10 protein-coding genes are annotated in these 12,515 nt (G+C 51.7%); 5 read left to right on the plus strand and 5 right to left on the minus strand.

All coding sequences use genetic code 11. The features are described 5' to 3' along the window. Positions 1-33 precede the first annotated feature (33 nt). The 4 genes from HHO50_RS10075 to HHO50_RS10090 all read right to left on the minus strand — a co-directional run bounded on the left by HHO50_RS10075 (position 34) and on the right by HHO50_RS10090 (position 4,574). A complete protein-coding gene (locus HHO50_RS10075) occupies positions 34-558 on the minus strand; it encodes a GNAT family N-acetyltransferase (protein ID WP_181305886.1) in 525 nt (174 codons plus the stop codon). 898 nt (positions 559-1,456) lie between these two features. Next, positions 1,457-2,014: a porin family protein gene (locus tag HHO50_RS10080; RefSeq protein WP_181305887.1), complete on the minus strand. Its 558-nt coding sequence runs from the start codon at positions 2,012-2,014 to the stop codon at positions 1,457-1,459. Positions 2,015-2,622: 608 nt separating this feature from the next. Next, positions 2,623-4,089, minus strand: a complete 1,467-nt coding sequence (locus HHO50_RS10085; protein ID WP_181305888.1) for an APC family permease — start codon at positions 4,087-4,089, stop codon at positions 2,623-2,625. Between the two features lie 263 nt (positions 4,090-4,352). After that, positions 4,353-4,574, minus strand: a complete 222-nt coding sequence (locus tag HHO50_RS10090) for a CDGSH iron-sulfur domain-containing protein (RefSeq protein ID WP_181305889.1) — start codon at positions 4,572-4,574, stop codon at positions 4,353-4,355. Between the two features lie 465 nt (positions 4,575-5,039). Here HHO50_RS10090 and HHO50_RS10095 point away from each other — a divergent pair, with 465 nt between their 5' ends. After that, positions 5,040-5,888, plus strand: a complete 849-nt coding sequence (locus HHO50_RS10095) for an OmpA family protein (protein ID WP_181305890.1) — start codon at positions 5,040-5,042, stop codon at positions 5,886-5,888. A 382-nt stretch (positions 5,889-6,270) separates the two neighbouring features. Next, positions 6,271-6,924 carry a hypothetical protein gene (locus tag HHO50_RS10100; protein WP_181305891.1) on the plus strand — a complete coding sequence of 218 codons (654 nt, stop codon included), beginning with the start codon at positions 6,271-6,273 and terminating at the stop codon, positions 6,922-6,924. Positions 6,925-7,042: 118 nt separating this feature from the next. On the opposite strand, the gene HHO50_RS10105 is transcribed toward HHO50_RS10100, so the two are convergent. Further along, positions 7,043-7,330: a hypothetical protein gene (locus HHO50_RS10105; protein ID WP_181305892.1), complete on the minus strand. Its 288-nt coding sequence runs from the start codon at positions 7,328-7,330 to the stop codon at positions 7,043-7,045. 597 nt (positions 7,331-7,927) lie between these two features. On the opposite strand from HHO50_RS10105, the gene HHO50_RS10110 reads away from it, so the two are divergent. The 3 genes from HHO50_RS10110 to HHO50_RS10115 all read left to right on the plus strand — a co-directional run bounded on the left by HHO50_RS10110 (position 7,928) and on the right by HHO50_RS10115 (position 12,510). Then, positions 7,928-10,420, plus strand: coding sequence for a PIG-L family deacetylase (locus HHO50_RS10110; RefSeq protein WP_181305893.1), 2,493 nt, complete (start codon positions 7,928-7,930; stop codon positions 10,418-10,420). Between the two features lie 279 nt (positions 10,421-10,699). Further along, on the plus strand, positions 10,700-10,825 hold the full coding sequence (locus HHO50_RS21270; protein WP_255478673.1) for a hypothetical protein: 126 nt from the start codon (positions 10,700-10,702) through the stop codon (positions 10,823-10,825). Beyond that, positions 10,822-12,510: a sodium:solute symporter gene (locus tag HHO50_RS10115; RefSeq protein WP_181305894.1), complete on the plus strand. Its 1,689-nt coding sequence runs from the start codon at positions 10,822-10,824 to the stop codon at positions 12,508-12,510. Before HHO50_RS21270 ends, HHO50_RS10115 begins: the two co-directional genes overlap by 4 nt. Positions 12,511-12,515 lie beyond the last annotated feature (5 nt).

Below are 12,515 nucleotides of genomic sequence, written 5' to 3' on the forward strand. Positions count from 1 at the left end.
AACAGCTTTTGCTAAATCTAGTTCTATCGCCAATCAGGGGCTTTGGGCCAGATTTAGAACCAAAATGTAGTCATTAAGCGTGAATTGCGCAAAAGGGATGTTGGTAATTTTAGAAATTTTAAAGCCGTGCTTGAAGTAAAAGTGTTGGGCGGGGTTCTGGCGGTGCACGTTTAATTCCAATTTTTTACCTCCTAGTGCTTTTGTGGTTTGTATCACTTCTTGCAGGAGTTTTTTGCCTAAACCCAAGCCCTGGCAGGCAGGGTGGATGTACAGTTTGTTTAATTTGAAATGCTGGTGCTCGGCATTTAGAAGTGAATACGCGGCAAAAGCGGCCGGGGTACCGCCGTAGCGCAGCAGCAGAAACGTTTGGCCACTTTCCATCTGCCGCTGCAAGGAATCCGGAGAGTAGATTTCCGTGAGCATAAAGTCTATCTGTTCGGGAGAGAGAATGTTGGCGTACGTAGGATACCACGTGGCGTGCGCTAGCGCATGGATGATAGCAGTGTCTGTGGTGGTTTCAATGGTACTGGGTTGGGTGGGGGAGGTAAGCGGAGTCATAGGTGCGTAAAGGAAATTAGCTGGGCAGATTTCACAGGTGAGAAACCGTTCCAATAGGTATTGTGTTGATGGACAGCCTTTTGAGTTATAGGGTTATAGAATAGACAGAGACAATTTGGTAAACCCCTGGCTCCAGGAAAATCTTTTCCTTCGGTTTTCTGTAAGGGGCCGGTTTGAGTGAAGGACGAAGGAAGTGGGAAATGGTTTTACTTATTTTTGGCAGAACCACCTCAAAAACGCTGGTCAATACATGAAAAGGCTCCTGCCGCCTTCCGAGTGAATGGAGCAGGAGCCTTGCTGCATAGGAAGCGTTTTTGCCAAATTATACCGGTGTTGGTTGGTTTCTGCGCTTGGTCTCTGCTTAGAGTTGGCTTCTTTGGAACAGTTAGCAGGTGTATGCCCTGCGGTGTCCTTGGGTTTAGCCGATTATTCTGGTATTAGTAAGTGCACGCCTATTGCTGTTCCCTCGGATTGTCCGCTTTTTGCGTGGGTGCAGGTGCGGTATTGTTTCATAGTTTCCGCTAAGCGCTCACGGCCGCGGGGCCCCGTCTTCCCCTCTCGCACTGCCCTTTCGGCCTGGGAAGTCCTTTGCTCTTAGCTGAGGTCTGTCCAGGGCCAAAAGCGAGGCGCGCTCGGGGAAGACTGGAACTGGGGAAGGAGCAGAAGTTTGTTCGAGAACTCACATTTACTATGGCGCGGATTTACTTCCGTGACTTACTGAAGCTTTATAAAAAGTCACGAAAGGAACTTCCCTGCCACGCATTCCTTTCCCCTGCAAAGGCGTATTCCCCTCCTCGGAGGGGGTGGGTTCTTGCGCTCCAATATCCCCTTCCAAGGCGAATATCAATCAATCAATCAATCAATCAATCAATGTTGTAACGGGGGAACGGCACTCTGCTTATCTGAATTTGTAGCCCAGCGATAATTGGAAGACGTTGTTGGCGAAATTGATTCCGCTGTCGCTGTCATCCCGGGTGTCTGACAGGCCCAGGTTGTACCGCGCAGAAATCTGCCACCCAGATACATCATAGCCTAAGCCCAGGCCTATGGCTCCATCATACCGGTTCTTAGATTCAGTGACATCAACGGTAACGTTGCCTTTTCTTTCATTGGCGGCGAGCAAAATGCCAAATTGGGGCCCTACCTGCACGTGCAGTCCGCCCGAAATGGTGCCTTTGAAGATAAGCGGAACGTTCAGGTAATGGTAAGTGTGCTTGGTTTCACCGGTTTCTACGCCCTGTTGCGAGTACACCACTTCGGGCTGGATGGCAAATCTACTGGAGATAGGCGTGGAGGCGAACCCGCCCACGTGCACCCCAAGCCGGGGATCAATGTCGGTGTTAGGAAACCGGATGGTGGCAACATTCAGCCCACCTTTAATGCCCAGCCTGGTTTGCGCCTCGGCCGCCGCCACAAAAGACAGCACCACGGCTACCAACAACAAAATCTTTTTCATGCAAATAAACGACTATGAAGAATTAGGTGAGAAAGATACGCGAAAGACACGGGAAGGATAAAGCCTTGGGCCCTGGAAGCATCTGATTCTTTGTATATTCTAAGATCTTCCTTAAAGGCGACTATTGAGGACAACGTATTTGCCCTAGTGTGATCCTGAAAGGGACTGGTGAACGAACTAGCCAAGGCAGACTTTATTACCCTGCCGTGAGAAACAACCACCGTAAATGTACGATAAACCTGAAACCTTTCATTTTTGCAGTCGTTAAAGAAGGCATATAAGTTGGTTAAATAATGTCACGAAAAAAGATGCCGTAGACACGAAGCGGAAACGCTGGCGTTGAAACTTAAACAATAGAAGCCGAACTGGTTTTAGTTTTAAGGGATACGGGAGCAGTACGCAACGTAAGACAAAGGCGAAAGCCGCATCAGGAGTAGTGGCTAGAATTTATTTAATCAATATAGAAAAGCCTTCCCAGACGGGGAAGGCTTTTCTCGTTTTTAGCCTTTTCCCTGTAAAACAGGCTAAAAACAAAGTCGTGCTGCCTGGTTCAAGCAACCAGGCAGCACGACAAAGAATCAGGTTAAGACTCCAATTCAAACAAGCACTCAGTCCTTTATTTTCTTGAAGCGCTTGCCAACCAGGTAGTACACCGGTATGCCCACACCCACCAGAATCAATCCCGGCCACGAGTATTTAGGCTTGTAAACAAGCAGGATGGTGCAGATAAACGATGCCATTGCTATGTACAGTGCCGGCAAAACCGGATACCCGACGGCTTTGTACGGCCGGGGCGCATCTGGCATGGTGCGGCGCAGGATGAAAATACCGGCAATGGTGAGAATGTAAAACAGCAAGACCGCAAAAATCACGTAATCCAGCAAATCTGAGTAACGCCCCGAAAGGCACAGCAAACTGGCCCACAGGCATTGGATGGCCAGAGCCGCGCCCGGTACGCCGTTCTTGTTCAGTTTGGCCATGCTGGGGAAAAACAAGCCATCTTTCGCCATGGCGTAATACACCCGCGGGGCCGAAAGAATCACGCCGTTATTGCAGCCAAACGTGGAAACCATGATCAAAATACCAATCCCAATAGTGGCCGGGGCGCCGCCAATGACTTCGGCCACGGCCGTGCCTACGCGGTCATTGCTGGCAAACTGAAGTCCCCGGCTCAAGGCGTCTGTTCCCGCCGGGTCTCCCTGCAAAGGAAGAATGGTGAGGTAGACCACATTGATCAAGACGTACAAAACAGTGACAATGGCCGTGCCAATAGCCATGCTCAGCACAATGGTGCGTTTGGGGTTGACAATCTCATCGCCCGAAAACCCGATGTTGTTCCAGGCATCAGAAGAGAAGAGAGAGCCAATCATGGCGGTGCCGATGCCTACCATCAAAGCCCAGCCAGACAGAGTGGTGCGGGCAACCGCGCCGGTTTCCTTGTCCACCACCACCGATTGCGCCTCCCAGAAGTTGGAGAAGTTAAGGTCAATCACCTCGGGATTGGTGCCCAGCAGCAACCCGAAGCCCAGCAGCGCAAACAAGGCAATGATCTTGGTGCTCCCGAAGATGTTCTGGATAATGGTTCCGTTTTTCACCCCCTGCTGGTTCACCAACGTGAGCAGCACAATAGAAGAAATGGCCAGCAATTGCACCGAGGTGAATTGGAAGAAGCCCAGATCCAGCAGCACGTTGTCTTCTGAGAACCAGGGCACCAAAACACCGGTAAACCGGGCAAAAGCCACGCCTACCGCCGCAATGGTGCCGCTCTGGATGACCAGAAAAAGCGTCCAGCCATACAGAAAAGCCACCAAGGGGCCGTAAGACTCCCGCAGATACACGTACTGGCCACCGGCCCGGGGCATCAAACTGGTTAGCTCACCGTAGCTCAAGGCACCGGCCAGGGTCATCAATCCGGTCAAGGCCCACACCAGCAGCAAATAGCCCGAGCTGCCCACGGATCGGCCAATATCGGCACTCACAATAAAGATACCAGACCCAATCATGGATCCGGCCACCAACATGACGGCATCAAATAATTTGATCTCGCGCTTAAATCCCGTAGAGGTATCAGACATAGAAACGGATGAAAGTGGACGTAATAGGGAAGGAAGATGAAAAAAGGATTGGGGTAAGGAATAGGGCAGAACTTCTCTCTTTGTTTTCCTGAAAGGATCTTAGCGCCGAATGGCAATACGGTTTATTCACCGCTTGTACAGTCCGCCCGCCAGATCCTTCCAGGAAAAAAATAGATATTTTAAGTAGCCCTGTTACTTAAAAGAAAGCGAAGACCAATCCTCCGCTCAATTCTTTATTCTAGCCTTGACTCAAGACTGTATAGCTAAACCTTGCGCGGTGGTAAGTCAAACGCCACGGCATTGTGCTCAAAGTGACCTTTGTGTGAGCCGTCGCAGAAAGGCTTGTTCTGGGATAGGCCGCAGCGGCAGATAGAGACCACTTCACGGCCCTGCAGATTGTACTCGTTGCCTTGCGGATCTACGATGATAAACTCACCTTCAAGCTTCAGGGAGCCGTTATTGTTCACGGTTACTTTGGTTTTCATGCTGTTTTTAAAAAAATAGAGGTAAAACGGTAAATAGATGAGAGCATGTTTACATTTGAGGTTCGCAAGCGAAAATGACCAGAGAAAGGTTCTGCGGAAGCGTTTTTATGGTCATTTGCAGCGCAAAGATGAAATTTAAATATGCTCTCAGGAGACAAAGAACGCGGTCAGTCCTGGCTCAATAGCAGGAAAGCAGGTTTGCCTCGATTCAAAGATAGTATTTTTGCCCAAAGCTTTTCATCCATGGGCAGGTTCTTGCCTTAGAACTTGCCCTTCTTTCCCGCCCCAAAACCAGAGATGGGGTCGGTGTCACGGGATGGGAAGTTCTGGAAAGTAGGGGAGGAACAATCAATTAGATTTGCAAGTAGCCTATTTTTTTCGGTGTTTTAACCTGGGTAGCCGCCGCTACGTACGTATAAATACTAGGCTTGTGTTTTAAATCACTGCTTAAAATCTAAGAAGACTATGAAAAAAAGCTTTTTGACCCCTGTGTTGTTACCCGCCATGCTGGCAATGGGTTTGCTAGGATCTTGTGTGTCATCCAAAAAATACGAGGCGGCCCTGGCCGAAAACCGCTCATTGGTGGTGTTGCAGGATGAACTTACCCGCCAGAAAGCCGAACTGGAAAGCGAACGGGCCCGCCTGCAGCAAGACAAAGAACGCCTGAACCAGGAGAAAGCAGATTTGGCCACTGAAAAAGCCTCTACCGAAGCCTCGCTCCGTACCAACCTCAACACCAAAAACCAGCAGGTAGACAAACTCAGCGCCGATTTGCAGGCCCGCGAAGCCCGCCTGGCCGAGATGCAGCGCATTTTGGATGAAAAAGACAAAGCGGTGAATAACCTTCGGCAAGTGGTGAGCAATGCGCTTCTGGGCTTCAAAGCCTCAGATCTATCTGTGGAAGTGCGCAACGGAAAAGTGTATGTGTCCTTGTCTAACCAGTTGCTCTTCAAGTCTGGTTCTACAAAAGTAGACGCCCAGGGGCAGGAAGCCCTCAAGAAACTGGCCGCCGCGTTGCAAAACCAGCAAGAGGTGAATGTAGTAGTGGAAGGCCACACAGATGACGTGCCGGTTTCCCGTGGTACGGCCGGTATGCAGGACAACTGGGACTTGAGCGTGCTAAGGGCTACTGAGATCACGCGCATCCTCACGCAGGCAGGCCTGGCCCCGCAGCGCGTAACCCCTTCCGGACGGTCAAAGTACGTGCCCGTTGACCCAGCCACCACCGCCGATGCCCGCCAGAAAAACCGCCGCACAGAGATCATCCTCACGCCTAAACTAGATGAGCTCTTCCAGATTCTGGAGCAGAACTAAGTAGCAGGGCAAACTAAACTATTCCTTTTGTCATCCTGAAAGGATCTGGTGGGCGAACTAGAAAAGCGGTAAATAAACGCCATTACCACCCGCCACCAAGATCCTTCCAAGATGACAGGGAGGGAAGAAGCTAAATTACTTCTGTCTAATTACTTACTACCCTGTATCGTTCTTGATTCATTGATGGGCTCTGCTGGAAATATCTGGGCAGGGCTTTTGTTTTTGGCCTGTTTTTAGTAATATAGGGTAAAAAGGATATTGCCCGCTAGAAGGTATAATGCACCGCCGGTTTTGGCGTTGTTCTTGCAGTAGGCAGGATAGTTGTCCCTTCAGGAAAGTTTTTACCTTTGAAGAGACATGCTCTAAATTGAAAAAACAAACCATGCAAAAAGGAAAGATCATAGGATTGGTTCTGGGGATAATAACCTCATTTTCATCTGTTTCCTGGGCCCAGGAGCAGGAGAAAACCAAGGCAACCCAGGAATCTCCGGCAGAACAGGACTTGCGGAACTTCAAGGAGTGGATGAAGACCCAGTCTGACAAAATTGCCACCACCACCCGCGCAGAATGGCCCACCATCAAAAGTGACTTCGCGCGGCAAGCCAATAAAATTGAAAACAGTTTCCAGAGTTTGTCTGAGACTTCTCAACGCGATTTCCTGGAGCTGAAAACCCGTTTCCAGGAACTGGAAGCCAAGCCAATGGCCGACGAGGTGCCTTTGCAGGCCGAGGAAGTGCGTTTGCGAGAGAAAGAATTATTGGGCTCCTTCGGGAATGTGCAGAACATCAGCGCCATTCACATGCGCGAAGCCTACATCAGGTTCATGCAGAACGTACGGGCCAAACGCCAGGCCTGGACTTCCCGCGACTGGGACTACGCCGACTATATCTTGCAGAACCTGGGCAAACGCAAAGCCGCGGTAGAAGAAAAACTCACTACCTTGGACGAAATCAAAATCAGAACCTTGATTGGGGAATTCCACACCCTGCGGTCGGGGCAGGAGTTCAAGGAGCAGCAAAAAGCCAGGAAACAGTAGGAATTAGTAGCCCAAGCGGAGGAGGGCTTTGGACAATTCCCAATAATATTGAATAAGTAAGAGGGGCGTTTTCTGGCTAGTTTCACAAAAACTAGCCAGAAAACGCCCCTCTGTTCTACTAGTCTACGCTGTCTCTCAACGTGACGTTTTCAGTTGTTCTGGACTTAGAGTTGTTCTCCTCACCACGAGATTGGGAATTCCCTACCCGGCTTTGGGTGATCTCTGTGGCGGTTGCTCCGGTAGTGTCATTCGGGTTCGGATTAACCACACTGCTGTTATTGTTGGGGTTATCAGAATTCTGTTCTGCCTCGGTGGTACCCGCGTTCGTGTTTCCTCCGCTTTGCGAATTGCAGGCAACAAAACTGGTCATGCCAGCCATCGCCAATATCATGAGTAGCTTTTTCATCGTCTTTCGGTTTTTGAGCGCTTTAATAGATTCTCTAACTGCCAAAACCCCAAAAAAGTTATAAACAGCCAGACATAGACCGCTCTCTTATGTTAGATTTAATCCATCCTTATAAAAGAGGGGTGTTGTCAATTTATAATAGCTAGGGTACGGCTTCGGTTTCCGCTCTTTTTTTCTGAAAACGACTGAAAACTGACCTTCCGCAGGAGACGCACTTCCAGCCTCTTTCCTCCGGTGGTGGAAGCCTTGCGGAGAAACCTCACCCCCAGCCCCTCTCCCACGGAGAGGGGAGTTCCGTTTCTTCGTTTTGGGGCTGTTTTGCGGAAAACAGCCCCAAAACGAAGAAACCTGTGCGGTCTCCAAGACCTCATCGGTTTAGAATGAACTGGCGCGAGACGCCAGTCTCGTGCCTAAGGAGGAAGCGCGTCTCCAGACTCGCCGGGAACCACCAGCAAGATTGGCACCGTCTGGCGTTGAGTTAAACAAGCTCTTAATCTTTCCGCACTTGCAGTAAAATTCCATAGCTTTACCGTGGGATGCCTGGGGTAAATATTGCTTCCGGAATCCTCTGGTTAATTTGAACTTCTATTGATTGACATGACCCCTGTACGTGTGTTAGTGGCCTTCTTTCTCCTGGTCTGGGGATTGGGAACTTCCACCTCAATGGCCCAGGCTCCCAAGAAACCCAATGCCGCTGATATCAGGCTGGCGCTGGAAAAGCTGAATGTGCTGGGCAGCGTTCTCTATTTTGCCGCCCACCCAGATGACGAGAACACCCGCCTCATTGCCTACCTGGCCAACGAACGGAAAATGCGCACCGGTTACCTGTCCCTCACGCGCGGCGACGGCGGCCAAAACCTGATTGGCCCCGAAATACGCGAAGAACTGGGCATTATTAGGACGCAGGAACTGCTGCAGGCCCGCCGCATAGACGGTGGCGAGCAGTTCTTCAGCCGGGCCAATGACTTCGGGTTCTCCAAGCACCCCGCCGAGACGTTTACCATCTGGAACAAAGAACAGGTACTGGCCGATGCCGTCTGGATCATCCGTAAGTTCCGCCCTGATGTCATCATTACCCGTTTCTCGCCGCAGCCCAGCGGCACGCACGGGCACCACACCGCCTCGGCCATGATTGCCCTGGAAGCCTTTGATGCCGCCGCTGACCCCAAACGCTTTCCCGAGCAACTGAAAGCGGTGGAGCCGTGGCAAGCCAAACGCCTGCTCTGGAATACGTCTTCTTTTTTCTACGGACAGGGGCAGCAATTTGACGCTTCAGATAAGATCATGCTAGACGCCGGAGGCTACAACCCGTTGCTGGGCAGATCCTATAATGAGATTTCGGCCCAGAGCCGAAGCATGCACAAAAGCCAGGGATTTGGGAGCAGCGGCACCAGGGGTGAGGCCGTAGAATATTTTGAATTCCTGAAAGGCGCTCCCGCCAAAAAAGATGTGCTGGAAGGCGTAAACACTACCTGGAGCCGCGTGCCGGGCAGCAAAGACGTAGACAAACTCTTGCAGGAGGCGCTGAAAAATTATAATTCGGCTAATCCGGCTGCTTCGGTGCCCACCTTATTAAAGGCGAATTCGGCCTTGGCCAAACTGCCGGCTTCTTACTGGAAAAACCTGAAAGAGCAGGAATTGCAGGAAGTCATCAAGAACTGCCTGGGTCTGTACCTGGAGGCGACATCGGTGAGGGAGTATTCGGTGTCGCCGGGCGAACCGGTGGCGGTATCGCTGGAAGCAACCAACCGTTCTGCCGTTCCGGTGACGCTCACCAAAGTAGAATACCTGTTCGTTCATCAGGACACCACCCTGCAGCAGAAACTGGAACTGAACCAACCGCTGTTTATCAGAACCTCCAGAACTATCCCGTTGGCTACTCCTTATTCCCAGCCGTATTGGTTACGTGTGCCAGGCTCCACTGGGATGTTCCGGGTAGATGATCCCGCTTTGATTGGTTTGCCTGAAAACCCGGCGGCCGCCCAGTTGAGGGTACATCTTACCGTGCAGGGGCAGCCCATTTCTTACACGTTGCCGGTGGTCTACAAACGCACCGACCCCGTGGAGGGGGAGCAGTACCGCCCGTTCGAGATTGCCCCGCCCGTTTTCGTGAACATCACGGAGAAAGTGTACGTCTTCGCCGATGCCCAGCCCAAGCCCGTCACGGTGCGCGTTCGCGCCGGGAAAGACCAGATGGAAGGAACGGTGGCACTGCGTCTGCCCGAAGGCTGGCGTTCTGAACCTGCTACCGGAACTTTCAAGCTAACCCAGAAAGGCGAGGAACAGAGTTTCACGTTTATGGTACATCCGGGCACCGCCCAAACCGAAAGTGCCATCAGCGCCGTGGTGACTACCCGGGGCAGGACTTATTCCCAAAGCTTTAGCGCCATCACCTATCCGCATATTCCTACCCAAACCTTGTTCCCCGAGGCCGTGGCCAAAGCGGTGAAACTGGACTTGGAACGCAAAGGGCAGCACATTGGCTATTTGATGGGGGCCGGTGATGAAATTCCTGCCAGTTTGCAACAGATTGGGTATGCCGTAGACCAACTGCACGTAGAGGCTTTATCGGCGGAGACGCTGCAGAAATACGATGCCGTGGTGGTGGGGGTGCGGGCGTACAACACCCTGGATCGTCTTAAATTCCAGCAGCCGCAGCTCCTGCAGTACGTGCAGAACGGTGGTACCCTGGTGGTGCAGTACAATGTGAGCAACGGTCTGGTGACCCCCAACGTAGGGCCGTACCCCATAAAGCTGTCCAATGACCGGGTAACGGTGGAAGACGCTGCCGTACGTTTCCTGAAACCCAACCATCCGGTACTCAATACGCCCAACAAGATCACCCAGCAGGATTTCAGAGGTTGGGTGCAGGAGCGCGGCCTGTATTTCCCCGGCCAGTGGGCCCCGGAATATGAGGCAATTCTTTCGTCTAACGATCCCGGCGAAACGCCCAAAGACAGCGGGTTGCTGGTGGCCAAATACGGGAAAGGGTATTACGTGTACACCGGCTATTCCTTCTTCCGGGAACTACCTGCGGGTGTGCCGGGCGCGTACCGCTTGTTCGTGAACCTGCTCTCTTTAGGGAAGTAGTGTTTTGGGGCTGTTTTTGTAAAAATAGCCTTGAAACAGTTTGTAAGCGTAAAGACAAAGAAATTCATAAACTCTTTTGTCATCCTGAAAGGATCTTGTGGGCGAACTGGAAGGACGAAAATCTGCACTATAGCAGGGCAGTAAAAGAAAACCTGATTGAAGTAAAGGAATCACGAATATCAGTTTTTCAAACCTGATTATCGCCTCGTTTTTCAAAATTATACCAAAAGTAAATTGTAGCGTTGTAGAAGTAGACCTACCGTATTCAACTCATTCTGTATGACCAAAGGAGATATTGACCCGCCCCCCTTCTTCAAAAGCTGGACTTCTATGTACTGGCTGGTGTTGGGCGTGCTGGCGGGGTTCATCTTGTTGTTTTATCTCATTACCCGGGCATATACATGAGCGGTTTGGATTGGGGAGTGCTGATTGGCACCATAGCGTTCATTGTGCTGTACGGCGTCTGGAAAACGCGCAAGACCCAGCAGATGTCCGCCTACCTGCGGGCCGATAACACCGAACGTTGGTGGATGATGGGCTTGTCCATCATGGCTACCCAGGCCAGCGCCATTACCTTTCTCTCCACGCCGGGGCAGGCCTTTGATGACGGCATGCGCTTCATCCAATTCTATTTCGGGTTGCCTCTGGCGATGGTGGTTTTGTCCATTACGGCTATTCCTATCTACTACCGCCTGAAGGTATTCACCGCCTATGAATACCTGGAAAGCCGCTTCGACCTGAAAACCCGCTCCTTGGCCGCGCTTCTGTTTTTGCTCCAGCGCGGGCTCTCCACCGGCATCACCATTTACGCCCCGGCTATCATTCTCACCGCCATTCTGGGCTGGAATCTCACGGCTACCATTCTCTTTATTGGCGTGGTAGTAACTTTTTACACCGTGGTAGGAGGCACCAAAGCCGTAAGCCAGACCCAACGGCTACAGATGGCCGTGATGCTGGGCGGCATGCTGGCAGCGGCCATTGTGGTGGTGCGTTTGTTGCCCGCCAACGTGGGTTTTCCTGAGGCGATGGCCGTGGCCGGAACCTCCGGGAAACTGAACCTCGTAGACCTTAGCTTTGACCCCAATGACCGCTATAACCTTTGGTCTGGCTTGATTGGCGGCTTCTTTCTGGCCTTGTCGTATTTCGGGACAGATCAGTCTCAGGTGGGACGCTACTTAGGGGGCGAGACCATTGCCCAAAGCCGGTTGGGTTTGCTCATGAACGGGCTGGTGAAAGTGCCCATGCAGTTCCTGATTCTATTGGTAGGCGTGCTGGTGTTTGTGTTCTACCAGTTCTACGCGCCGCCGCTTTACTTCAACCAACAGCAAGCCAGTAACGTGTTAGCCTCTGAGGCAGCCCCCGCCTGGCGCGATTTGGAAATCAGCAGCCAGCAAATTTTCCAGGAGAAAAAAGCAGCGACCTTGGCGTTGGTAGAGGCCTACCAAACCGAAAACAAGCCCGGAGAGGAACAGGCGGCCCACCGGATGCAGCAAGCCGAAGCAAAACGCAAAGAAATTAGGCAGGAAGCCCAGCTTCTGGTGAAAACCTACAACCAAGGCACCGACCTGAAAGACACCGATTACGTGTTCCTGACCTTTGTGACCCAGCAATTACCCCGTGGTTTGGTGGGCTTGCTGCTGGCCGTGGTGCTTTGCGCCGCCATGGGAAGCACCGCCTCGGCGTTCAATTCCTTGGCTTCCACTACGGTGGTAGACGTCTACAAACGCTCGTTGCGGCCCAACGCGTCAGACGGGCATTATGTGCGGGCCTCGCGCTGGTTTACGGTGGGCTGGGGAGCCGTTTCTATTTTCTTCGCCCTTTTCGCCTCGCAGCTCGAAAACCTCATTCAGGCGGTCAACATCCTGGGCTCTTTGTTTTACGGCACCATTCTGGGGATTTTCATCGCCGCTTTCTATTTCAAGCGGCTGAGGGGGAATGCCGTGTTCTGGGCCGCCGTGCTTACGCAGATCATCATTTTTCTCTTATATCAGTACACCAGTATCGCCTATCTCTGGTATAATCTCATTGGGACTATTCTGGTGGTGAGTTTGGGATTCCTGCTACAGCCCCTGTTGCGTAAACCGGCATAAGCTTT

Source organism: Rufibacter sp. XAAS-G3-1, assembly GCF_013623775.1.
In the GTDB taxonomy this organism is placed as follows: Bacteria; Bacteroidota; Bacteroidia; order Cytophagales; family Hymenobacteraceae; genus Nibribacter.

Coding starts and splice junctions, on each gene's coding strand:
- HHO50_RS10095 (WP_181305890.1), top strand. CDS start 5,040: ATGAAAAAAAGCTTTTTGACCCCTGTGTTGTTACCCGCCATGCTGGCA.
- HHO50_RS10110 (WP_181305893.1), top strand. CDS start 7,928: ATGACCCCTGTACGTGTGTTAGTGGCCTTCTTTCTCCTGGTCTGGGGA.
- HHO50_RS10105 (WP_181305892.1), bottom strand. CDS start 7,330: ATGAAAAAGCTACTCATGATATTGGCGATGGCTGGCATGACCAGTTTT.
- HHO50_RS21270 (WP_255478673.1), top strand. CDS start 10,700: ATGACCAAAGGAGATATTGACCCGCCCCCCTTCTTCAAAAGCTGGACT.
- HHO50_RS10090 (WP_181305889.1), bottom strand. CDS start 4,574: ATGAAAACCAAAGTAACCGTGAACAATAACGGCTCCCTGAAGCTTGAA.
- HHO50_RS10100 (WP_181305891.1), top strand. CDS start 6,271: ATGCAAAAAGGAAAGATCATAGGATTGGTTCTGGGGATAATAACCTCA.
- HHO50_RS10075 (WP_181305886.1), bottom strand. CDS start 558: ATGACTCCGCTTACCTCCCCCACCCAACCCAGTACCATTGAAACCACC.
- HHO50_RS10085 (WP_181305888.1), bottom strand. CDS start 4,089: ATGTCTGATACCTCTACGGGATTTAAGCGCGAGATCAAATTATTTGAT.
- HHO50_RS10115 (WP_181305894.1), top strand. CDS start 10,822: ATGAGCGGTTTGGATTGGGGAGTGCTGATTGGCACCATAGCGTTCATT.
- HHO50_RS10080 (WP_181305887.1), bottom strand. CDS start 2,014: ATGAAAAAGATTTTGTTGTTGGTAGCCGTGGTGCTGTCTTTTGTGGCG.